This window comes from Verrucosispora sp. ts21 (assembly GCF_002879555.1).
GTDB classification, from domain to species: Bacteria; Actinomycetota; Actinomycetes; order Mycobacteriales; family Micromonosporaceae; genus Micromonospora; species Micromonospora gifhornensis.
Window position 1 is genome coordinate 1 of the sequence record NZ_PNOZ01000016.1, and the last position, 20845, is coordinate 20845.

24 protein-coding genes are annotated in these 20845 nt (G+C 69.5%); 20 read left to right on the forward strand and 4 right to left on the reverse strand.

Going from position 1 to position 20845, the window contains the following annotated elements; translation table 11 throughout:
- Positions 1–35: 35 nt before the first annotated feature.
- Positions 36–1040 carry an IS3 family transposase gene (locus tag C1A38_RS09230; protein ID WP_102657418.1) on the reverse strand — a complete coding sequence of 335 codons (1005 nt, stop codon included), beginning with the start codon at positions 1038–1040 and terminating at the stop codon, positions 36–38.
- Entirely contained in the window at positions 1037–1450 is a 414-nt protein-coding gene (locus C1A38_RS30740) for a transposase (RefSeq protein ID WP_158244875.1), read from the reverse strand. The genes C1A38_RS09230 and C1A38_RS30740 overlap by 4 nt, the downstream gene beginning before the upstream one ends.
- Positions 1451–1656: 206 nt before the next feature.
- Here C1A38_RS30740 and C1A38_RS09245 point away from each other — a divergent pair, with 206 nt between their 5' ends.
- Together C1A38_RS09245 and C1A38_RS32570 are read left to right on the forward strand one after the other, a co-directional pair.
- Positions 1657–3324 (forward strand): hypothetical protein, encoded by a 1668-nt coding sequence (locus tag C1A38_RS09245; protein WP_146017496.1) that lies wholly within the window; start codon positions 1657–1659, stop codon positions 3322–3324.
- Positions 3309–3617: a hypothetical protein gene (locus tag C1A38_RS32570; RefSeq protein ID WP_502696926.1), complete on the forward strand. Its 309-nt coding sequence runs from the start codon at positions 3309–3311 to the stop codon at positions 3615–3617. Before C1A38_RS09245 ends, C1A38_RS32570 begins: the two co-directional genes overlap by 16 nt.
- Here C1A38_RS32570 and C1A38_RS31325 read toward each other — a convergent pair.
- Positions 3555–4301, reverse strand: a complete 747-nt coding sequence (locus C1A38_RS31325) for a DUF4145 domain-containing protein (protein WP_199180150.1) — start codon at positions 4299–4301, stop codon at positions 3555–3557. The two genes, C1A38_RS32570 and C1A38_RS31325, sit on opposite strands and share 63 nt — an antisense overlap.
- Positions 4302–4534: 233 nt before the next feature.
- Between C1A38_RS31325 and C1A38_RS09255 the strand changes: the two genes are divergently transcribed.
- On the forward strand, positions 4535–5416 hold the full coding sequence (locus tag C1A38_RS09255; RefSeq protein WP_102657421.1) for a phosphotransferase family protein: 882 nt from the start codon (positions 4535–4537) through the stop codon (positions 5414–5416).
- Between the two features lie 27 nt (positions 5417–5443).
- Here C1A38_RS09255 and C1A38_RS09260 read toward each other — a convergent pair whose 3' ends face one another.
- On the reverse strand, positions 5444–6832 hold the full coding sequence (locus tag C1A38_RS09260) for an NsdA family TPR-like regulatory protein (RefSeq protein WP_233196728.1): 1389 nt from the start codon (positions 6830–6832) through the stop codon (positions 5444–5446).
- Positions 6833–7228: 396 nt separating this feature from the next.
- Here C1A38_RS09260 and folE point away from each other — a divergent pair, with 396 nt between their 5' ends.
- The 17 genes from folE to C1A38_RS09345 all read left to right on the forward strand — a co-directional run bounded on the left by folE (position 7229) and on the right by C1A38_RS09345 (position 20743).
- On the forward strand, positions 7229–7852 hold the full coding sequence (gene folE, locus C1A38_RS09265; protein ID WP_102657423.1) for a GTP cyclohydrolase I: 624 nt from the start codon (positions 7229–7231) through the stop codon (positions 7850–7852).
- Positions 7849–8283: a 6-pyruvoyl trahydropterin synthase family protein gene (locus C1A38_RS09270; RefSeq protein ID WP_102657424.1), complete on the forward strand. Its 435-nt coding sequence runs from the start codon at positions 7849–7851 to the stop codon at positions 8281–8283. The genes folE and C1A38_RS09270 overlap by 4 nt, the downstream gene beginning before the upstream one ends.
- A gap of 208 nt (positions 8284–8491) precedes the next feature.
- The gene (locus tag C1A38_RS09275) at positions 8492–9097 is read left to right on the forward strand and encodes a 7-carboxy-7-deazaguanine synthase QueE (RefSeq protein WP_353505514.1); all 606 of its coding nucleotides are present in this window, start codon (positions 8492–8494) and stop codon (positions 9095–9097) included.
- The gene (locus C1A38_RS09280; RefSeq protein WP_233196729.1) at positions 9087–9578 is read left to right on the forward strand and encodes a phosphoribosyltransferase; all 492 of its coding nucleotides are present in this window, start codon (positions 9087–9089) and stop codon (positions 9576–9578) included. The genes C1A38_RS09275 and C1A38_RS09280 overlap by 11 nt, the downstream gene beginning before the upstream one ends.
- Before the next feature lie 97 nt (positions 9579–9675).
- Positions 9676–10707 (forward strand): radical SAM protein, encoded by a 1032-nt coding sequence (locus C1A38_RS09285; RefSeq protein ID WP_102657426.1) that lies wholly within the window; start codon positions 9676–9678, stop codon positions 10705–10707.
- Positions 10704–11840: a DegT/DnrJ/EryC1/StrS family aminotransferase gene (locus C1A38_RS09290; protein ID WP_233196730.1), complete on the forward strand. Its 1137-nt coding sequence runs from the start codon at positions 10704–10706 to the stop codon at positions 11838–11840. The genes C1A38_RS09285 and C1A38_RS09290 overlap by 4 nt, the downstream gene beginning before the upstream one ends.
- A gap of 119 nt (positions 11841–11959) precedes the next feature.
- Positions 11960–12655 carry a 7-cyano-7-deazaguanine synthase gene (locus C1A38_RS09295; protein ID WP_102657428.1) on the forward strand — a complete coding sequence of 232 codons (696 nt, stop codon included), beginning with the start codon at positions 11960–11962 and terminating at the stop codon, positions 12653–12655.
- A 93-nt stretch (positions 12656–12748) separates the two neighbouring features.
- Complete coding sequence (locus tag C1A38_RS09300) at positions 12749–13576, forward strand: hydroxypyruvate isomerase family protein (protein ID WP_102657429.1); 828 nt, start codon at positions 12749–12751, stop codon at positions 13574–13576.
- A gap of 17 nt (positions 13577–13593) precedes the next feature.
- Entirely contained in the window at positions 13594–14373 is a 780-nt protein-coding gene (locus tag C1A38_RS09305) for a dTMP kinase (protein WP_102657430.1), read from the forward strand.
- A complete protein-coding gene (locus C1A38_RS09310) occupies positions 14370–15092 on the forward strand; it encodes a ribulose-phosphate 3-epimerase (protein ID WP_233196731.1) in 723 nt (240 codons plus the stop codon). The genes C1A38_RS09305 and C1A38_RS09310 overlap by 4 nt, the downstream gene beginning before the upstream one ends.
- A complete protein-coding gene (locus C1A38_RS09315) occupies positions 15089–15862 on the forward strand; it encodes an HAD family hydrolase (protein WP_102657432.1) in 774 nt (257 codons plus the stop codon). Before C1A38_RS09310 ends, C1A38_RS09315 begins: the two co-directional genes overlap by 4 nt.
- A complete protein-coding gene (locus C1A38_RS09320) occupies positions 15859–16662 on the forward strand; it encodes a hypothetical protein (RefSeq protein WP_102657433.1) in 804 nt (267 codons plus the stop codon). The genes C1A38_RS09315 and C1A38_RS09320 overlap by 4 nt, the downstream gene beginning before the upstream one ends.
- The gene (locus C1A38_RS09325; RefSeq protein WP_102657434.1) at positions 16659–17783 is read left to right on the forward strand and encodes a hypothetical protein; all 1125 of its coding nucleotides are present in this window, start codon (positions 16659–16661) and stop codon (positions 17781–17783) included. Before C1A38_RS09320 ends, C1A38_RS09325 begins: the two co-directional genes overlap by 4 nt.
- Entirely contained in the window at positions 17780–18703 is a 924-nt protein-coding gene (locus C1A38_RS09330; RefSeq protein WP_102657435.1) for a nucleotidyltransferase family protein, read from the forward strand. Before C1A38_RS09325 ends, C1A38_RS09330 begins: the two co-directional genes overlap by 4 nt.
- Complete coding sequence (locus C1A38_RS09335) at positions 18700–19263, forward strand: P-loop nucleotide/nucleoside kinase family protein (protein ID WP_102657436.1); 564 nt, start codon at positions 18700–18702, stop codon at positions 19261–19263. Before C1A38_RS09330 ends, C1A38_RS09335 begins: the two co-directional genes overlap by 4 nt.
- Positions 19260–20081, forward strand: a complete 822-nt coding sequence (locus tag C1A38_RS09340) for an inositol monophosphatase family protein (RefSeq protein WP_102657437.1) — start codon at positions 19260–19262, stop codon at positions 20079–20081. Before C1A38_RS09335 ends, C1A38_RS09340 begins: the two co-directional genes overlap by 4 nt.
- Positions 20075–20743: a dTMP kinase gene (locus tag C1A38_RS09345; RefSeq protein WP_102657438.1), complete on the forward strand. Its 669-nt coding sequence runs from the start codon at positions 20075–20077 to the stop codon at positions 20741–20743. Before C1A38_RS09340 ends, C1A38_RS09345 begins: the two co-directional genes overlap by 7 nt.
- Positions 20744–20845: the final 102 nt, after the last annotated feature.

The window sequence follows — 20845 nt, forward strand, 5'->3', positions numbered from 1 at the left end:
CGGAACCTGTCAAGTCAAGTGAGACGTTTTCGTGGTTAGGTGTTCTGTAGATTTGCGGGTTGAGCTGCTGGTTTGTTGATCCACACGGTGGTCGGTAGGGCTGGGGGTCGGGGGCGGCGGGTGAACCGGTCGGGGTGGGTGTGCCAGGCGGTGTCGAGGGTGGCCTGCCGTTGGTCGTGCACGTCGGCGGCGGTGTCGTAGTGCACTGAGGCGGGGGTGTGCAGGCCGATCCCGTTGTGGCGGTGTTCGTGGTTGTAGTAGGTGAAGAACTCGGTGCAGAACTCGCGGGCGTGTTCGAGTGAGGTGAACCGGTCGGGGAACGCGGGGCAGTATTTCAACGTCTTGAACTGCGCTTCGGAGTACGGGTTGTCGTTCGATACCCGTGGTCGGGAGTAGGAGCGGGTGACGTCGAGGTCGGCGAGGAGTTCGGCGACGGGTTTCGAGGTCATCGACGAGCCCCGGTCGGCGTGCAGGACTTCGGGTCGAACCCGGTTGCGGGTGATGGCGTCGTCGATCAGTTCGCGGGCGAGCATGGAGTCCTCACCGCCGGCGACGTGCCAGCCGACGACGTACCGGGAGTACACGTCGATGATCACGTACAGGTGGTAGAACACGCCCCGCCCGGTGGTTTTCAGGCGGGTGATGTCCCATGACCACACCTGCGACGGCCCGGTCGCGGCCAACTGCGGAATCGTCCGCGGCGGGTGGGTGGCCTGCCGGCGGCGTTCCCGACTCTCACCCGCTTGGCGCAGGATCCGGTACATCGTGGACTGTGAGCACCAGTAACGGCCCTGGTCGAGTTCCCGGGCCCACACCTGCGCCACGGACATCTCCGCGTACTCATCCCGATGCAACACATCCAGGACCGCGCGGCGTTCGGCCTCGCTCAGCGTCGACGGCGGGAGTGTCTTCGGCCGCAGTGGCCGGGACACCACCGGCGGCTGCCGGTGCCGGTAGTGCGTGGCACGGGACCGGCCGGTCAACCGACACGCCCCGGCCACACCCACCAGCGGCAGCAGCTTGCCGAACGCCGTGTTCAGCGCCTCCTGCCCGGCCGCGGCGTGTCGTCCGCGCTCTCGGACAGCGTCTCCAAGAGCGCGTGCGCTTTTCCCATGATCTCCAACGCGGTCTTCGTCCGCGCCAGGTCCGCTTCCAGACGCTCGTTACGCCGCCGCAACCGCTCCAACTCAACCGCCTCCGCGCTCCGGCGCCGGTTCTCACCCACCGGGCTCTTACGGGTGCCCAGGGCGGTCAACGCGCCGGCGTCCCGCGCGGCACGCCACTCCAAGATGTGGGAGTGGTACAGGCCCTCCCGACGCAGAATCGCCGCCCCCTCACCCGAGGCCTTCGCCGCGTCGTACTCCGCCACGATCCGCAGCTTGTACTCCGCCGTGAACGTCCGACGCTTCGGCCGTCCGCCCTGCTCACCCGGGGTGTTGGGTAGTGTCACGATGATCCTCTTCCTGTCACCCGTCGAGCCTAGCTCGCCCGGAAAGGCTGTCTCATCTCAGCCTGGCAGACAGGGCAGCCCCGTCCGCCTCCACCTTGAGTACATCCCTAACGCAGGTCCGGTCGATAGCGACTGCGCTGGCACAGTCGATGTGGCAACAGGCGCTCGATCGTGAGCGAGAGGGCTGGCCGCCGTGGTGGCTACCCTTGTTCGCGGTCCTGCTGGCTGCAGCGTTTCTTGGCCTGCTCATCGTTCCGCTAATCCGCGTGCTGCTGTGGTGGACTGGCGGGCGTATCACTGACCTGGCGGCCTGGGGGCAAGACCACGCGTACGCCAGGATCGTCATCGACCCCGTGCGCAACTACCTTGCCAGCCATGCCGCCGGGCTGCCTGTGAACGGCAACTCCCTGTGGTGGACCTGGTGTTCCGCCGGTTTGGTGCTGCTGCTTTTCAGCCTGTTCCGCTCGGTCGGTGCCCGGATCGGATGGACGCTGTACGGTGCCGGCAGCGCCGCTATGGTCGCCGCTGGCTCTGGCGGTCCGGGGCGGTGGATCGCAGCCGGCATATGCGTCCTTTGGTGGTCGCTGCTGTCCATTCCCGCGCTGTCCTGGCGCCGCCAGCGGGTACTGGCGGTGCCGGTCCCTCCCCCGCCGGCGCCGCCGGCCCAGACAGTGACGGCCGCGCCTACCCCGAGGGTCGCTGGAGGCGTGAGTCTGGAGCAGGCGGAGGATGAGAACGCTCCGGACGACGGCGCCACTTGGGCCGCTGGTCTGTACGAGGTGCTGATCCGCCGCGAGCACCTGGCTCGACCGGGCACCGAGCGGTGGAGCGCCACTACCCATGCTTCTAACGGCTTCAGCGCGATCGCCGAGGACGGCCGCCGCGCGGCGGGGATCGCGCTCTCCGGGGAAGCGGTTCGCGAGCTACTGGCCGGGCTGTCTACTCCCACTGGCGCACGACCGCAGGTCGGCTGGACGACGGCTCCGCCAACCGTGCCCCGTAGTCGCCGCATGGACTACGACGATCTCCAGGAGCCCGGCTCGATCCACGAGTTCGTTGCCGGCAGCACCGATATCCTCGCGCGCCTCGCTGCCCTGCTGCAGGAACGCCGAAACCAATGGCCGGTCGACCGGATGCAGCTGCAGGAGAAAATCACCGCCAGGGCGGCCACACTGAATCGGGCCAGTCCCCTGGTGAGAGGGGCGTCGTACAGCCCGGAGGACCGAAGTCACGACGACTTCGGTCTCGTCGCCATCAACGATTGGGTGTCAACCGACACGATCGTTGGAGGCAACGCCACTTGCTGGAACGACTTCGCCAGCCACCGTCCCCAACAGGTCCAGTTGATCATCGGCAAGCTGCTGACGGCGCCCGATCCCGGCCGGGCGTTGGCCGAGATCCTCACCGACGACGGGCACGTTCACCTAACCCAATACCCAGGTCCAGCCGGCCCGATCCATGAGATCACCACCAACGGCACCCACCGCACCCACGCGCTGCGGCTGCTCGGGGTGCCCCTGATCGCCGCCGAGGTGACCGTCCAGCCCTTGCCCCTGCGGGTCACCGTCTTCAGCGCGTCATCCACCAACGGGTGGGGCGAGGGCCGCCACCACGGTCCCACCCCGGCGCTCTGGCGTGCCCTGATCAATCGTGGGTTACTCATCGGACGCATCAGTGGGAAGGGCTTCCAAGCAACCTTGGAGCTTCACCAGGTGGCTGCACCCTGGTTGCTCAGTTGCCCTCGCGACGCCGCAGCGATAAGCGCCGCCTACGACCGTCGGTACCCGGGCGCCCTCGGCATTCCGGTCGAGGCCATGTCCGGTCCCGCCCAGTGGTGCCAGTGGCTGCTCGGCGACCCATGCCCGACGTCGTAACCGGCCACACACAGCTCTGGCAGCACATCGTCACCAGCCAGGGCGCACTACGGCTGTCGTGGGCCGACATACAGCGGTGGGCCCGTCACGGCAAGCTAGCCCTGCACCGGCGACATACTCGCCGTATAGGCACCGCAGATACGGGATGGAGGCTGGGGATGCGCTGGAGGCGCGGCAGCGATGCTACCAGCATCACTGCCGCAGAATCCCTTCGCTTCGCTGTTTGTCTCCTACTTAGAGCCACTGTCGGTGCGGGCCGGGTTGTGGGTATCACCGCTGGCGCTACTCCCTGACGACGGCTGTGTCCGGGCGAGCCTTTTCGCCTTTGCGTGCGCAACTCTGGCCGGCGATTGGAAGACCTCCAGCAGCACCTCGTCCATCAGCGTGAGGATCAACTCGGCGTCCTCGGCAGCCACGGGAGTGGTGAAGTCACCGTGGGCCATGTCATTGCCGAGGTGCCGGATTTCGTGCGCAGCCTCTTGGATGTGCCCACGAATGAGTCCAGTTTGGGCTAGTGCGTCGATCTTGGCGTTGAGGCTGCCGCTTGTGATCTGCTTCGCCTTCGCAGTTGCCTCGATGACCGAGCGGGCGAGCAGCACGGCGGCGCGGTGGCACTTTGTCTGCATCGCCCTGTGTGCCTCGCTAGCGGTGTCCGCGAGTGCATCCGGGACATCCGGGAAGCCCTTCCCGGCAGCGCGCGTCGGCAACCAGTGAAGCTGATCGTCGCGCTCGCCGAGCAACTCGTAGACATCTCGGCCCGACAGCCCTTCCTCCTGGTCGTACGGGGGGTTCTCAAGGGTGAGGTGGGCGAGCGTGATTCGACCGCATGCGGCGCAGGTGAACGCCCCCATGAGCGTCAACACAAGGCGATCGGGGCCGCCGATGCTCGGAACCTCTTCCCACCGGTAAGTCCCTCCGGCACCCCACTGTTGCATGTGCGCGTACCGGCCGCACCAACCGCACTCTGTGCCAATCATGCCGCGACCGTACGCGCCAATCCCACCGCGATGCCGGCGGTATCATCCCTTCGCGATGATGCCGCCGGCATCGATCCCGCCATGAGCCCAAGCACCCTGTGAAGCTCACCGTGAAGACCAGTACGCTGGTTCGCGCCTTGGTTGTGACGACAGACCGGTCAGCGTTCGAGGCGAATGAGGACGGCGAGCAGCGTGGATATGCAGCGGGCAGCAGCTATTCGGCCTGGTAGTGAATGACCGAGACGCAGGCGCGGAGGGCGTGCCATCTGGTGGGCCTCGACGCTGGCGAGCTGCGCCCGGTCCGTTTCCACAGCAACGCGGTGTTTCTTCTGCCTCGGGCTTGCATCATCGTGCGTGTCGGCCGAGGTGCTGATGCTGTGGGACGGGCCGCGCGGGCGGTCGATGTTACCCGTTGGCTGGTGAGCGAGGGCTTCCCCAGCGTGGTGCCCGTTTCCGGGATCGAGCAGCCGGTCATCGTCGACGGCGACCAGGAGGACGAATCTCCGGTCACATTCTGGGAACAGGCCGACGTCGTTCCCGCTCCGGAACCGGTCACGGGCGCAGAACTGGGCCGGCTGTTGCGATGGCTGCACACTCTCCGGCCGCCGTTTGTCCTCCCGGTGTTCCGTCCGCTGGACCGGCTCGTCGCGGCCGTTAAGGCCAGCAGCTGGCTGCAAGCGTCCGACCGGCGATGGATCGACGCGAGGGCGGTTGAGTTGCAGCACAGCCTCGACACGGTCGAGTTCCGGCTGGGAGTCGGCCTGGTGCACGGTGATGCGCAGTTGGACAACATCATCTCGACCCGCACCGGCCCGCTGGTCGCTGATTGGGACAACGCCGCGACCGCGCCGCGCGAGTGGGATCTGGTTCCTGCTACCGCTGAGGAGCGGTTTGGTGGATCGCCGCAGCTGCTGCCCCAGATGCTCGGCGCGTATGGCGCGGATCCGACCACGGACCCTGGCTGGAGGATCCTCCGGGACATCTACGAGTTGCGGTCCGTCGCCGCGCACATCCGTCGTGCGCCGTTCTCTCCGCCGCATGCTCGCGAGGCTGCGCTGCGGATCGCGTCGCTGCGTGCGGGTGACCGCACCGTTCGCTGGTCCGCAGTCGGATAGAACGGGCACGGCCGCGTGGAAGCGTGGTCAGGCGTCTGCGGTATCGAGGGTGAGGGTCAGCCGTTCCCGGAACGCGCGAACCGCAGGCCGGGTGGCGTGTGGTGCGGAGTGGGTCAGCAGTGAGCTGAGCCTGTCGAGCACACGGGTGGAGGTCGCGACCTCGGCGGCCATGTCGATCGCTCGATGGCCGTCGGCGGCTGCTTGGTCTGGGTCGATGCCGGTGAACCGGGCGACGCTGAGGCTGATCTGATCAAAGACGGTCGAGCGGGAGTAGCCAGGCGGACGGGCACCGAGTGCGGCGAGGGCTTGTTCTTCTGCGTGTGCGGCGAGATTCGTGTTATGGACGGCGGCGTCCTGCCATGCGAGGGCGGCGTTGCCAGCGAGTTCGGCTCGGCCGGTGTATGCCAGCAGATCGTGATCGCCAGGGTCCGCGTCGGCGAGCAGATCCTCAGCCAGCCGGACCGCGTGCTTGAGCTCGGTGATCGAGGAGGCCCCGAGCGGAGCGAGCATCCGGGCGCGCAGGTTCCACAGCATCGCCGCGGCGGCCGGATGCCGTCCGCGTGGCAGCAGCGCCAGGGCCGCGTCGACCAGCTGCAGTCCGGTGGCCGAGTGTCCCAGGTCGCGCATCTGCCGGGCCATGTCCGCGAGGAGGCTGACCTGGAGCAGTGTCGATCGCCTGTCGGTGGACTCGCGGGCGGCCTGCAGTCCGAGGGTGAAGTACCGCTGGGCAGGGCCGGCCATCTGTACGTCGTGGCTCATCCAGCCGGCCATTCCAGCCAGCTCGGCAATCGCGGCGAGCATCCGGTTGCCTACCGCGTCGGTGTAGGACGTTTCGCGCAGCAGATCGACGGCGTGCTTGAGTTGCCCGACCGCGGCCTCGCGGCTCAGTCCGCCGCCGATCGCCGCGTCTTGGGCGCCGAACGCGGCGGTGGCAGCCTCGATCCGTGCGACGGCCGACATGGTCAGACGCTGCGACGTCGACGCGGACCGGTCCGGTAGCCGCCCTGCGGGCCCGGTAAGCCACCGCAATAGCGGATCGGTCAGCGCCTCGCACGCAGTGAAGGCGATCGCCTCAGTCAGAAGTGCGCGCCTGGTCAGCATGTCGCTCCCCATGTAGGCGGCCAGCTCATCAAGCGTACGAGGGGCCACGCAGGGAACAAGGTGCGGTGCGGCCGGAGCGGCGCCGCCCCGCGACTGAGGCCAGATCACCGCGACAGGGATGTCGACGCCCCAGGCCCGGGACAGCACCTCGGCGACCACTTCCGGCTGCCGGCATGTCCCGCCGGATAGCCAGCGCTTCACGCCCACGTGGTCGTAGGACAGGTGGAGGCCGTACTCACGGTTGCCGAGAGTGTTGACCGCAGCGGCGAACTCATCCAGCGAGGTGAAGCCACTACCGTCGAGCAGCGCCGCCAAGACCGGGTTGACGATACGTGACGGCATCCTCATGACGTTGTCCCTCACACGCATACGGTGACCGGCGCTGGCCGTCCTCAGAGTACCGACGAAAACATCGACAGTGGGCGAACGCACCTTTCGCGCACCTTCCTGAGCGCCGTTCACGGTCTGGTCGACCCGGTAGGCCCGGTGCCACGCTCAGTCACACGGTCGCCGCTTCCAACGGCCGAGGGATCCACCGCCCGCGACGTGCTGGCTATCAGACTCGCCGGCCGATGGCGTCTCCAAGCAGGGATCGCCAGGGCGCACGCCTGACCGCGAACCGCACGGGCAGCACCCGTTGCGCTCGCGTGTGCGGCGGTCGACATCGCACATGGCAGTCCGGACGTCCGAGCTCACCCCGAAGGAGACCTGGTGACAACCACCCTCCCCGACCTCGACGGTTCAGTCCACACCGTGCTCGCTGGCGCGGACGTGCTGAATCGGAAGCAGGTCGAACAGGCGGCGGGGCAGTTGCTGCGAGCCCTCGGCGTCCCTGCGGACACCGAGGTCGGCCGCAACACCCCGCGACGCATGACCGATGCCCTCGTGCAGCTGCTCACTCCTCAGACCTGGACGTTCACGACGTTCCCGAACGACGAGGGCCACCACGACCTGGTCCTGACGCGCGATATCGCCTTCACGTCACTGTGCGCTCACCACCTGCTGCCATTCTCTGGCCACGCCCACATCGGCCTCTATCCCGGTGAGAAGTTGCCCGGCCTGTCGAAGATCGCTCGGACGGTGCGGATGTTCGCCGCCCGGCTGCAGGTGCAGGAGAACCTCGGGCAGCAGATCGCCAGGTTCCTGGACGAGCAACTGGCATGCGACGGCGTTGGCGTGGTGCTCGTCGCCGAGCACCTGTGCATGACCGGCCGAGGTGTCCGCGCCGCCGGCGCCGACACGGTCACGGTCGCCACCCGCGGTCGCTTGCAGAAAGACCACGGCGCACGCGCCGAGTTCATCCAGTTGGCCCTTCGGTCGAGCAGGGCCGCATGAGCGAGTCCGCGTCGACAGGCTCGGCCGGCGCCACGGCCACCGCGTCCGGGATCTATCGGATCGGCAAGACCTTCGAGTTCCATGGGGCGCACCAGCTGGGCGGGCTGCCCGAGGGGCACAAGTGCGGCCGGTTGCACGGGCACGGGTACACCGTGGAAGTCACACTCGCCTCGACGCGGCTGGCCGGACCCGGCTTCGTGGTTGATTTCGCGAAGCTCGACCCGCTGAAGCGGCATCTGGACGGCGAGTTCGACCACCGGCTCCTGAACGACGTCATCGACGTGGAGCCGACCAGCGAAAACCTGGCGCGGCTGCTGTTCGACTGGTGCGTGACCCATCTCCCCCTGCCGGACGGTGCGTTCGTCGAGGCCGTGCGTGTGCGGGAAACCGCGACCAGTTGGGCGGAGTACCGCCAAGACATCCCTGCATAGGAAAGGGAACGTCATCTTGTCACCCAAGGTCACCTCCGCGACCGGCCGGACCGGCACGCAGGTTGGGGTCGCCGAGATTTTTTACTCCTTCCAGGGAGAAGGAGTGAATCTCGGCCGCCGCGCCCTGTTCGTACGCCTCATGAAGTGCAACCTGACCTGCGGATATCCGAGGCTGCCTCGCACGGCGGAGGTAAGCGCCCTCGGCGCGATGGTCTGCGACACCGAGCACACCTGGAACACGGCCGAGCACGACCTGCAAGCCGTGCCGACGATGAGCGCCACGGAAATCTGGGACCAACTGGCGAGGCTCGACCCGAGCACCGACAACCCAGGCCTGGCACCGGTGGATCTGATCGTCGTCTCCGGAGGCGAGCCGCTGCTGCACCCTGACATCGTCACTGCCCTCGCCCAGCGCGCATCCGCCTCGGGCAGGTCCCTGGAGATCGAGACGAACGCGACCATCGCTCCGGGCGCCGCGCTGATCGAAGCAGGCGCGCACTTCAACGCCGGCCTGAAGCTGGCAAGCAGCGCGGTTCCGCGCGGCAAGCGGATCAAGCCGCAGGTCATCGAACAGCTGCAGAGCAGCGGACGGGCCCGGTGGAAGTTCGTGGTGACCGGCCCCAATGACGTGCGGGAAATCGCCGACCTTCAGCAGGAATTCGGGCTCACGGAGGTGTGGCTATCCCCGGAGGGCACCAGTGCCGATGTGGTCATCGACCGGATGCGGTGGCTGGCCGACGTCGCGCTGACCCACGGCTGGCACCTCACGACCCGCCAGCACGTGCTGATCTGGGGTGACAAACGTGGCCGATGACCGCACCCCCACGATGCTCGGCTGGGACGACATCACCGCCACCGCCGACCGGATCGCGAGCGAGATCCGCGCCCACACGGTGCCCGACGTCGTGGTGGGCGTGCTGCGCGGTGGCGTCATCCCGGCCGTGCTGCTCGCGCACGCCCTCGGCGTGCGCTCCTTGCGCGCCGTGGAGGTGCTGCACACCACCGCCGATGGCGTCGACGCGGTGAAGTCGTCCGCCCCGCAGGTCGCCAACGCGGCCAGCCTCGGCGACCTGACCGGCGCGAACGTCCTCATCGTCGATGATGTCGCCGGCAGCGGCGACACCATCGCACGCACCGTGGAACTGGTGGTGGCTGCCGGGGCCGTCCGGGTACGCACCGCGATCTTCGTGGTCAACGTCGGCAACTGGCGGCGGCCACAGAAACCCGAGCAGGCGCTGACCTACATCGGGACCGCCGTCGACGGCTGGGTGGTCTTCCCGTGGGAGCGCCCGTGACCGGGGCGACCGTCCAGTCCCGGCGCCCTTACCGCCGAGGGCCGGTCGCGGCGGCCACAGCACACCGGCTGGCACTCAATTCGGAAGGGAGAACGGGATGACCGGTGTATCCCTGTTATGGGCCCTGCGTTCGCCGTGCAACCTGGGCTGCCGTTACTGCTACTTCGGCACCATTGAGGAGCACCGGGACGCCATGCCGGCCCAGCCGGGGGCGCTGTCGCACCTGGCGCGCACCGATCTGGACCTGGCTACCATCGCGGCGTTCGTGCAGACCCTGCCCGCATCGCGCGTCGAGCGGATCTTTCTCGCCGGGGGCGAGCCGCTCATCTGGCCGCCGATCATGGACGTGGTCGCCGGGATCAAGGCCGCCGGGGTGCAGGTGGTGCTGTGCACCAACGGCATCCCGCTCAACCGGCCGGAGGTTGTCGAGGCGATCCTCGCTACCGGGGTCGACGCCGTGTCCGTCTCGCTCGACTCCGCCGACGCCGGCTACAACGACCGGTGGCGTCCGGCCCGCAACGGTGTGCACGGCCACCGAGACGTCGTGGCCGGCATCCAGGCCCTGATCACCGCCCGGGGCGCCGACCGGATGCCACGCGTGGGCATCTACTCGGTGATTACCCGGCAGAACATCGACGCGGTCACCGAGACCGCGGCCTTGGCCGCTCGGCTCGGCTGCGACTACTTCGTGCCGCAGCCGATCGCCCTTGAACCGGAGCACGCGCTGCACCAGCAGCTGTCGCTCACACCGTCCGACACCAAAGCGCTGACCGCCGCGTTCGCCCAGTTGTACGACGCGCCGCCGGTGCACCTTCCCGCGCCGAGCTACGCCGGCCAGGTCATCGACGCGGTCACCGCCGAGCGTCCCGGCTTCGTGCTCGGCTGCTTCGGCGGTACCGACCTGTTCTTCATCGAGCCCGACGGCAGCGTCTGGGACTGTCCCTCCACGTTGAAGATCCGCGCCACCGCAGCGGGCGACGGTCGGCGCTCGATCCGCAGCGCGACCGCCGCCGCGCTGTTCGGCCCCGGCGGCACCTGCGCCGACTGCCACCTGTTCTCCAGCGACTGCGTCAACATGTGGCCGCTGATGGGCTTCGCCCAGTTCCTGCCCCCCGGTGGGCCGTCATGATGCCCGACAATCTGCGTCGCGCTGCGCCGCCGGACACCGCCGGAATTGACCAGGCCATCGTCGCGGACCTTGCGCGGCTGCTCGCCCGGATGCCCGACCCCGCCGGGAGTGCGCACGCCGAGGCATTGGAACGGGAACTGGCCATGACCGCTGGGGTACGGCACGCGGTCGCGGTGTCCTCCGGTACCGCAGCGCTGCACACCGCGCTACGCGCGCTACACATCGGCCCAGGCGACGACGTCCTTGTCCCGGCGCTGTCGGTGATCATGTCGGTCGCCCCGATCATCTACGCGGGCGCCCAGCCGGTCTTCGTCGACTGCGATCCCACCGGCACCGACCTCGACTACGACGACCTCGACCGCAAGATCACGCCCTCGGCCAAGGCGATCCTGCCCGTGTACCTGTGGGGCCGGCCCGGCGACCCGGCCCGGCTCGCCCGCACGGCGGCGGAGCACGGCCTGGCCGTCGTGGAGGATGCCTGCCAGGCACAGGGCAGCTGCGCGGGCGGCCGACTTGCCGGCACTACCGGCGACGTGGGCTGCTTCAGTCTCAAAGATGGCAAGGTGCTTTGGTCCGGAGAGGGCGGATATCTCCTCACCGACCGTGACGACATCGCACAACGGGCACGATCCTTCCGCTCCCACAAGCAGCCGCCACCGCCCGGCAACGGTCATCCGGCCGAGGTCGGCTACAACTACCGGCTCGCCGAGCCGCTCGCGCTCATCGCCCGCGCCAACCTTGCCCGCTCCCACACGCTGGCCGCCCGCCGTCGACACCAGGTCTGCCTGCTCGCCGATTTGCTGACCGGTACCCCCGGCATCGACGTGACCGATGTGCCGGCTCGTCGGGGCTGGAACGGCTACAGCTTCCTGGCAACTGTGACCCTGGACCAGCCCCGTGCGTTCTGCGAGCACCTTGCCCGTCGCGGAGTACCGAACAGCGTCGGCACGTTCGGTCTGGTCCCCGCCGATCAGCGCCCCGCGCTCGCCCCGTTCACCACCGCGCCGTGTCCCCACGCGGCTGCGGTTGTCGACCGGACTCTCGCCGTCGCCCTCACCGACCACGACAGCGAGCAGCGCCTCACCGGGTACGCGCAGACGATCTCGGAGGAGGCCCGCCGATGGAGATCATGACCTGCGACGTCAGCCGGCAGCCGCGAGCACCCCACCCGGGAGCAGGGCCCGCCAGTGCCGGCCAGTCACGAGGTGATGCCGCCGGCATCGCAGCGGCACCTGACACGAGGAGTGACCCAATGAGCGAGATCCTGCTCTTTTCCGCAGGGCTGGATTCCTTCCCTGCTTGGCACTACCTGGGCAAGCCCCGGACCTTGTACTTCGACAGCGGACACTTCGGTCGGCAGCAGGAGATCGACACCGTGCGGGCGCTCGCTGCCGCACATGGGATGGACCTGGAGATCAGCAGCGAGCTTGACCTGTCCGGCCGGGCCACCCCGCAGGGAGACTTGATCCCGTTCCGGAACGTGCTGTTCGCGATGCTCGCCGCGTTCCGCGCCGACGTGATCTGGTGCGTGGGCGTCAAGGGTGACCACACCGCCGACAAGAGCTCTGAGGCGTTCGCGCGGATGAGCGAGATGCTGACCACGTTCGCTGGCCGACCGATCCGGGTCGACAGCCCGTTCTGGGACATGACGAAATCGGACATCGTGGCCTGGTACCTCAAGGCTGGTCTGCCCGTCGACGACCTGTTGCAGACGTTCTCCTGCGCGACGCCGGGCACCGCGTTCACGCACTGCGGCCGGTGTCCGAGCTGCTTGCGCCGGTGGATAGCGCTGACCAACAACGACATCACCGGCCACTTCGCCTCCCCACCGTGGACCTGGGACCGGATCCGCACCTACTACCTGCCGGCGATGGCCAGTGGTGGCTACCCGCCACACCGCGTCGAGGAGTTCCGCTGCGCGATGGCCACCGTCGGCGCACTCCCCTAGCCACCTTCGATGAGCCGCCGATCGCACCTCACCCAGTGGCCGATGCCGCCGGCATCACCAATCCGACGACCCCCTGACGACCTGGGAGCAGCAGTGAACGTCTCCGGCCTGCGGTTCGCCGCGAACATATCCATCCTCTACGGGCACCTGCCCCTGCTGGACCGGCCGGCTGCGGCGGCAGCCGATGGCTTCGACGCCGTCGAGTGTTGGTGGCCGTTCTCCCGGCCCGTGCCCGACGATCGGGAGACCGACGCTTTCGCCGCCGCACTCAACGACGCCGGAGTGCGCCTGATCGCTATGAACCTCGTGGAAGGTGACATGCGATCCGGTGACCGCGGGCTGCTGTCGAGCCCACGCCGCCACGGCGACTTCCGGGCGGGTATCGACACCGCCCTGGGGCTCGCCACACGCACCGGCTGCCGGATCCTCAACGCGCTGTACGGCAACCGGGAACCCGACGTCGATCCTGCCTTCCAGGACCAACTGGCTCTCGAAAGTCTCGCCGCAGCCGCCACCGCCGCCGCCACGATCGGCGCCACCGTGGTGCTGGAGGCGATCAGTGTTCAGGAGGCCCCGGACTACCCGCTTGGCGACGTCGACGCGGCGGTGACGGCCGCCGACGCGGTCAACGCCGTGACCGGCCTGACCAACACCGCTGTCCTTTGCGACCTCTACCACCACGGTCGCTCCGGGGAGGACGTGCCCGCGCTGCTGCACCGGCACGCGGCCCGCATCGCGCACGTCCAGGTCGCCGACGACCCTGGCCGGGGCCGTCCCGGCTCGGGCGCGCTGGACTACCCGGCCTACTTCGCCGCTCTCCAGGACATCGGGTACGACGGCTGGATCGGACTGGAGTACGAACCGACCCGTGATCCCGCCGTCGACTACGGCTGGCTGCCGGCCCTGCGGTCGGCCCGATGACACGGGCGGAAACAGGAATGCCACACACCACCAGCCCAGCAGCCGACGCGCCGGCCGCGCCGTCGTGGCAGCTTGCGCCGCCCCGGGGACGCCTGGTCACGATCGAAGGGGTCTGGGGCGCGGGCAAGACCACCGCTGCCCAGCTCGTCGGTGCGAAGCTGCGACGGGCCGGGTTCACCGTCGAGGTCGTCCACTACGGCGGGGAGCCCGGCAGCATCGGCCGGCTGTCAGCGTTCCTCGAACGCTCCCCGCTGCGCGCGCGGACCGGCCTCGGGGGGTACGCCTTGCCGCATCACAGCACCGTCGATGTGCTGCTACGCCTGTGCCGCGAGGCCCATCACCACATTCACTGCTTCCGGCCCGCCCTGGCTGTCAACGACGTGGTGCTCGTCGACCACGGCGTCTACTCCAAGCTCGCCTGGGCTCTGGCAGTGCTGACCGAGACCGCGCCCGACACCGATCCGGCCCACACGCTGAGGCGGCTACGTGCCGTCGTCGCGCCCTGGTTCTGCGAGCCCGACGTTCCGGTGCTCCTCGACACGCCGTGGCCGCTGGCCCGGGAACGCGCGATCGCCCGCGGTCGCGGCGGCGGCGATCCCGCAGCGATCGAACGGCTGCTGTTCCTGCCCCGCTACACCGCCGCCTACCGGCAGGTCCTCGCCGGCCACGACGACCGGGTGGTCCGCGTGCGGGTCGGGCTGCGCACCGCCGGCGCGGTCGCCGACGAGATCACCAGCCGGCTGCTCGGCACGCTGCGGGCCGCACCGCTGTCCACGACCGCACCGGGGAGGAGATGAGTATGCCGTCGCTGCTCGACGCGTTGCCGCGTGATCGGCTGCTGCTGGATGTGTCTCTGTGGTCGGCCGACCTGTCCGCGCTCGGGGCCGAGGCCGCCCGGATCAGCCCGCACGCCGACCTGTTGCACATCGACGCCTCCGACACCCAGTTCGTTCCGGAGCCGCTGTTCTTCCCCGATCTCGTGCGCGCGGTCCGACCGCACACCGATCGGCCGTTGCACGTGCATCTGATGGCGCACCGGCCGGCCCGGCTCGCATGCGCGTTCGCTGAGGCCGGTGCCGACCTGATCACGGTGCACGCCGAAGCCACCGGCGCGGCCGACGCCGTTCGGGCTATCCACGACGCCGGGCTACCGGCGGGGATCGCGCTGATGCTCGACACCGACCCCGTGGACGTCCGCGGACTGCTCCCTGCGGCCGACGCGATCGTCCTGATCGGCACCCCGCTGGGCACCAAGGGCACCACCATGCATCCCGCCGCCTTGACCAGGATCACCGCGATGCGGCGGCTGCTGGACGCCGAGCAGCGGCATATCCCGATCATTGCCGACGGCGGCATCCGCCAGGACACCGTCGCGTCGCTTGCCGCTGCCGGCGCCACCGGTGTGGTCCCCGGATCGTTGCTGTGGGCCAGCGGCGACCTGCCCGGCACCGCCGCATGGATCCGCACCCACCAACCGATGCCGCCGGCATCACCCGAAAGGCAGGCCCCACGATGACCACCTCACCTGACCTGTCGGGCTGGACGGTCAGCCTCGACCTGTGGGGCACCCTGATCGTGCACGGCGACCGGGCGGCCGTGACGGAGTGGCGGGTAGCTGAGTTCACCCGGATCCTGGACGCGTTCGGGTGCGCCAGAACCGAGACCCAGATCCGCCACGCGGTGACTGCCGCCGATCGCCTTGCCCTTCACCGGCAGCGCCATGAGGGCACGCAGCCTACCGTCGGCGAGCTGCTGGCCGGGATCCTCGACCCACTCGACGTCCAGGCGACGGCGGACATGCTGTCGGTCCTCGAAGTCGTGCATACCCATGCGAGTCTGCGCGGATGCCCGCGCCCGGTCGACGGCGCGGTAGGCGCGTTGCGGGCGCTGGTGGCAACTGGTGCGCGGCTCGTGTTGACCTCAAACACCTTGTCGACCTCTGCCCAGGTCCACCGGCTGCTGCTTGACGACCTTGAGCTGTCGCCGTTCTTCGCCGACATTCTGTTCTCCGCGGAGCTCGGCATCGCGAAACCACGACCGGAGGTCTTCGCCACAGTCGCCGAACGCGCGCACACCGCGCCGGAGAACGTGGTGCATGTCGGCGACGACTGGCTCACCGATGTCCGGGGCGCGCTGAACGCCGGCTGCCGGGCCGTGCACTACCGGCCGACCGGCCGGCCGGCCCGACCTGGTGTCCTCGCCATCACCGCTCTCGACCAAATCGTTGACGCGGTGTCCGCCACTTGCCTGCCGGCCGCCGCCCTGTCCTGCTCGGAGCCACGATGACCACGACCGCATCGGCTGCCACGTTGACCGTGCTGCCTGAGCACTCCGCCGGTGCCGACTTCCGCCTGTCCGACCTCCTGGCCCGTCACCGCGACGGCGGAAACACGGTCTTCGTCAGCGACGCCGTCCTACACCACGAGACCGCAGACGACCCGCTGCTCTACACCGCTCACCGCGACGTCCTGCCGCGCCGGCATGCGCTCGGCACCGACTGGTTCGCCGACCTGGTCGAATACCAGCCCGGCGTCCTGCCCGGCGGGGAACTGCACCGCTCGACCGGGCACTGGAACACCCCGGCGCAGCTGGAGGTCTTCCAGACCCTGACCGGCCGGACCCTGATCATCACCGCCTGGCGGACCGCCACCGGACAGCCGGCTCTGCGCTATCAGGAGTGCCCCGCCGGCGCACTGGCCGTGATCCCGTTCGGCGCCTGGCACCTCACCCTCACGCTCGACGGCCCGGCCAAAGTGTTCAACCTCTACACCGACCTACCCACCGCCGGACACCCGCCCGCAGATCGGGTCCACCTCGACGCCGACAAGTACCAACGCGCCCCGGCCGTCGAGATCACCGCCGCCCGGGCCCGCGCCGGATTCCAGCTCACCGGCCCCGGACTTGCCGTGTGGGGCACCGCACAGCAGTCCGTCGAGCCCACCTGGTTGCGGCAGGCCCTCGGCGACGTGACCCTGCCGGAGTTCTACCGCACCGCGGACCGGGCCGCGTTCACCGCCCTGATTCGGCTCGCCCACCGCCATCTGCCCGCGCACACGCCGCACCAACGCGAAACGGAGAGCCGATGACCGACCCCGCAGCAACCGGCCCGGCCGCCGTCGCCTCCAGCGGCTACGCCGCGACGTTCCGGTGTGGCAACGCCGCCGTCACCCTCCACACCGACAGCGCCTACGCGCTGGCCGAGGCCCGGCGCATCCTGTACGCCTACGACGAGCAACCCGCCGGACCCGCGACCTGGCACATCTACCTCACCCTCGACCCGGATGTGGCCAGCAGCGCGAACGCCACGACCGACGGGCGACGCTTCGACATCGGACCGCAGACCTACGCCTACGAACGCGCGGCCGAGTCGTCCAGCGTGTTCTGGGTGCCCGACCGGAGCACGCTGCTGCACGCCGACCAGGAGGCAAGGAAGGTCGTGGTCCGGTGCGCCACGACGGAGGCGATCGGACCGTGGGCACCGCGACTGGTGCGCCAGGCGATGACCGGGCAACTGCTGGCCGAGGGAATGATCTACGCCCACGCCGCCGCGTTCACCGTGCGCGAGCGCGGCATCCTGATTGCCGGCCACCGCGGACGCGGGAAGACAACCACCCTGCTGACCGGGCTACACCACCTCGGCGGCGACTACGTGACCAACGACCGGCTGATGCTGCACGCCAGCGACACCCGGCTACACGGTTACCCCTGGCCGATGCCGCTGCGCGCCGGGATCGGCACGCTCGCCGCACTGCCGCACCTGCGCCACCGTCTTCCCGCCGGCCAGCGCCCGCTGACGACGGAACAGAAATGGGTCTTCCCTGACAAGGTCGTCATCGAGCCAGACGACTTCTCCGGCCTGCTGCACCACGGCGGAACGGTCGCCAGCCAGATGACCCCGTCGGTGATGATCTGGCCGCGCCTGGACCCCAGCCGCACCGGTGTCAGCGTCGAGCGCGTCGACCCCGACGAGGTCCACCAGACGTTGCTCGACACCCGCATGTTCATGCACGACCCCGCCCGTGGCACCAGCGCCCACATCAACCAGTGGCTCGTGCCCGGCCCGGCCGACGAGGTCACCGACGCCCACCTCCGCCGCACCGCCGCCGCCCTGGCCACGCGGCCCTGCTACCGCATCCACGCCGGTGCCGACCCGGCCGCCCTAGCCGCCGCCGTCGGTGCACTCCTCGACGCCGGAGAGTCCCGATGACCGCCGCGCCCGCCACATTCTTTCCCGACACCACCGACTGCCCACGGGCGTACCGGCTGCTACGCGCCGCCTGCGGACCCCCCGGCACCCCAACCGACGTCGACGAGGACATTCGGGGCCCGCTAGGCGACGTGCTGGAGTACACCATCGTCGCCAAGATGCTCTGCCTGTTCGCCGACTGGCTCGACCGCCACGGCCACACGGCGAGCCTGGCTCGGCCGATGCAGCAGTTCTTGCGCGGGCAGCGGCGACTCAACACCCACCGCTGGCGTATGCACCACCGGGAGGCCGCCCGCGTCATCACCGTCCTCGCCGACCGCGGTATCCCGGCCGCCGCGATCAACGGGATCGCGCACGCGAGCCTGCTCTACCACGGCGACGGATCCCGCCAGTCCAGCGACGTCGACATCCTCATCCCCGCCGAGGCCGCCGCCGACGCCGTGAACGCCCTGACCGGCTGCGGCTACTACGCCACCGGGCGACGGTCCACCGCCCTGCACCGCGACTTCGACGATCCGGTGGTCCCCGGCCTCACCCTCGACCTGAGCACACGGCTGGCGCACACCAGCGACCCCGCCGACATCGCGGGGATCCTCGCCCGCCGTATATCCGCGCCGCAGCATGCGGCGGATCTGGAACCGTTGCCGATCCTGAGCCGCGATGACGGGTTCCTACACACGCTGGCCCGCGTCGCCGCGCAACGCCGCTGGCCAGCACTGGCCGACGCGCTGCGCTACAGCACCCACCCCACCACCACGACGGCTGCCGCCACCGTGGTGCCCACGTCGGCGCAGACGGGCTGGCAGCTGCTGCGCTCCTGCTGGCCACAGCTGCCCAAACGGCCGCCGCTGTCCGAGGCAGGAGCCGGTGATGCCGGCGGCATCACTCCTGGCCAGCCCACAGTTGGAGGCCAGCGATGATCGTGCAGTTGGCCGGGCTGCCCGGCACGGGCAAGAGCTCGCTGGCCGATGCGCTGCGCGCCCAGCTCGGCCACGGCTGCCTGGTGCTCGACAAGGACCACGTCCGCGCCGCGCTCTACGCGGCCAGCGACCAGGTCACCTACACCCGCGACCAGGACGACTTCGTCGTCTCTCTGCTGCACCAGGCCGCCCGCGAACACCTAACCCGGCAGCCGAACGCCACCGTGATCCTTGAGCGCACCTGCACCCGCCGCTACCAAATCGACGACGTGGTCCAGCTCGCAGCCGGGCTGCACCAACCGCTGGCGCTCATCAGGTGCTGGTGCCCCGCTCCGGTCGCGCGAGCCCGCCTCGACGCCGATTGCCAGCACGGCCAGCACCCGGCCGCCGACCGTAGCTTCGCCCTCTACCGGCGGCTACAGGCGACCGCGGACCCCATCACCGTCCCGGCGCTGCACCTGCGCACCGACACGGCAGTGGAGCGGATCCTCGCCGCCGCCGTCGGCTACCTCCACGACATAGCTACCACCTCCGCCCGGGTGGAAGGAGCCGTCAGATGACGATCAACCTCACCGTCATGCTGGACATCGCACGCGACGCCGTGCACCACGGCACCCGCCGGCTGAAGACCCAGGCCGTCCAGCAGGTCACCGCCAAGGGCGACAGGGACGTGGCCACCGACCTCGACCACACCATCGAACGCGAGATCCTTGCCTTCCTCGCGGAGCGCACCCCCGACATCGACCGGTTCGGTGAGGAGTCCGGCGGCAACCCGACCACCCCGCACCGGTGGGTCCTGGACCCGATCGACGGCACCCTCAACCTCGTCCACGGCCTGCCGCTCTACGGCGTCTCCCTGGCACTGACCGACGGCATCCGGCCACTGCTCGGCGTGATCAGCCTGCCCGCCCTCGACCGCACCTACTGCGCAGCACCCGGCATCGGCGCCTGGTGTAACGGGAACCCGATCGCACCATCCACCGTCAGCGGCCTGCCAGAGGCGATGATCGCGATCGGTGACTACGGCACCGGCGACGACGCGCCACAACGCAACGCCGTCGCCATCGCCCTGCACACCGCGCTCGCGCCAGTCGCGGGAAAGGTCCGCATGCTCGGCTCGGCGGCCGTTGACCTCGCGCTCGTCGCGGACGGCACCCTCGACGCCAGCATCACCCTGGGAAACCGGGACTGGGACATGGCCGCCGGCGTCGCGATCGCCCGCGCGGCGGGCGCGGCCGTCACCGACACCGACGGCAGCCCGCACGACAGCAGGTCGCGCACCACGATCGCCACCGCACCCGGGCTCACCGCGTCCGTCCTGCACATCCTGGCCACCGCCACCACCGGAACTCAATACGACAGGAGGACGCCGTGCTGATCGCCTTCGAGGGCCTGCCCGGCGCCGGGAAAACCACCCAATCCCGCGCCCTCGCCACGCACCTGGCCCAGCGCGGCACCGCCGTGGCATACCTACCCGACAACCTCACGCGCGACGCCGAACCGCTCGGCCGGACCCTGCTGGACCTGTTCGACTCCGGCGACCCGTTCTCCCGGCACAGCAGCGTGCTCACCGACACCTACCTCGCTGCCGCGATCCGCGCCGACACCTACGCCACCCACATCGCCGAGGCACTCGCCGCCGACACCGCCGCCATCGAAGACCGCGGCCTCCACACCCTCTACTCCTACAGCCTCGCCGCGCTGCTGCAGAAACACCAGACCCCGCCCGCCGAGGCGATCACCTGGCTACAGCAAGTCGGCACACTCACCGGCCCAGCCGCCGACCGGTCGCTGTGGCTGCGCCTTCCCCCCGACGACGCCATCGCCCGCGCCGAGCAGCGGCAGGGCCACCCGTACACCGACGAGCAGCGCGCCTTCCTGCGCTACGTCCACGACGCCTACACCGCCCTCGCCGAGACCGACCCCGACCTACGTGTCATTGACGTCAGCGGACTCGGCACGGACGACACGCATCAGGCGGTACTCGCCGCCGTCACCGACCTGCCCGTCACCGCCGTCGCCTTGTCCGCCACCTCGTGACGACCTGCCCGCGTCGTGCGCCCCGGGCCAGAGCCCAGCCACTACCGTCGGTCCCCTACAGTCCGTTTCGTTCCATCGACCTGGAGCCGAAGATCCCATGCC

Excerpts from the sequence above, each read along its gene's own strand:
- C1A38_RS32570 (WP_502696926.1), top strand. The coding sequence starts at position 3,309 with ATGCCCGACGTCGTAACCGGCCACACACAGCTCTGGCAGCACATCGTC.
- C1A38_RS09330 (WP_102657435.1), top strand. The coding sequence starts at position 17,780 with ATGACCGCCGCGCCCGCCACATTCTTTCCCGACACCACCGACTGCCCA.
- C1A38_RS09310 (WP_233196731.1), top strand. The coding sequence starts at position 14,370 with ATGAGTATGCCGTCGCTGCTCGACGCGTTGCCGCGTGATCGGCTGCTG.
- C1A38_RS09290 (WP_233196730.1), top strand. The coding sequence starts at position 10,704 with ATGATGCCCGACAATCTGCGTCGCGCTGCGCCGCCGGACACCGCCGGA.
- C1A38_RS09340 (WP_102657437.1), top strand. The coding sequence starts at position 19,260 with ATGACGATCAACCTCACCGTCATGCTGGACATCGCACGCGACGCCGTG.
- C1A38_RS09295 (WP_102657428.1), top strand. The coding sequence starts at position 11,960 with ATGAGCGAGATCCTGCTCTTTTCCGCAGGGCTGGATTCCTTCCCTGCT.
- C1A38_RS09320 (WP_102657433.1), top strand. The coding sequence starts at position 15,859 with ATGACCACGACCGCATCGGCTGCCACGTTGACCGTGCTGCCTGAGCAC.
- C1A38_RS09305 (WP_102657430.1), top strand. The coding sequence starts at position 13,594 with ATGCCACACACCACCAGCCCAGCAGCCGACGCGCCGGCCGCGCCGTCG.
- C1A38_RS09275 (WP_353505514.1), top strand. The coding sequence starts at position 8,492 with ATGGTCTGCGACACCGAGCACACCTGGAACACGGCCGAGCACGACCTG.
- C1A38_RS31325 (WP_199180150.1), bottom strand. The coding sequence starts at position 4,301 with ATGATTGGCACAGAGTGCGGTTGGTGCGGCCGGTACGCGCACATGCAA.
- C1A38_RS09325 (WP_102657434.1), top strand. The coding sequence starts at position 16,659 with ATGACCGACCCCGCAGCAACCGGCCCGGCCGCCGTCGCCTCCAGCGGC.
- C1A38_RS09335 (WP_102657436.1), top strand. The coding sequence starts at position 18,700 with ATGATCGTGCAGTTGGCCGGGCTGCCCGGCACGGGCAAGAGCTCGCTG.
- C1A38_RS09270 (WP_102657424.1), top strand. The coding sequence starts at position 7,849 with ATGAGCGAGTCCGCGTCGACAGGCTCGGCCGGCGCCACGGCCACCGCG.
- C1A38_RS09315 (WP_102657432.1), top strand. The coding sequence starts at position 15,089 with ATGACCACCTCACCTGACCTGTCGGGCTGGACGGTCAGCCTCGACCTG.
- C1A38_RS09255 (WP_102657421.1), top strand. The coding sequence starts at position 4,535 with ATGACCGAGACGCAGGCGCGGAGGGCGTGCCATCTGGTGGGCCTCGAC.
- C1A38_RS09285 (WP_102657426.1), top strand. The coding sequence starts at position 9,676 with ATGACCGGTGTATCCCTGTTATGGGCCCTGCGTTCGCCGTGCAACCTG.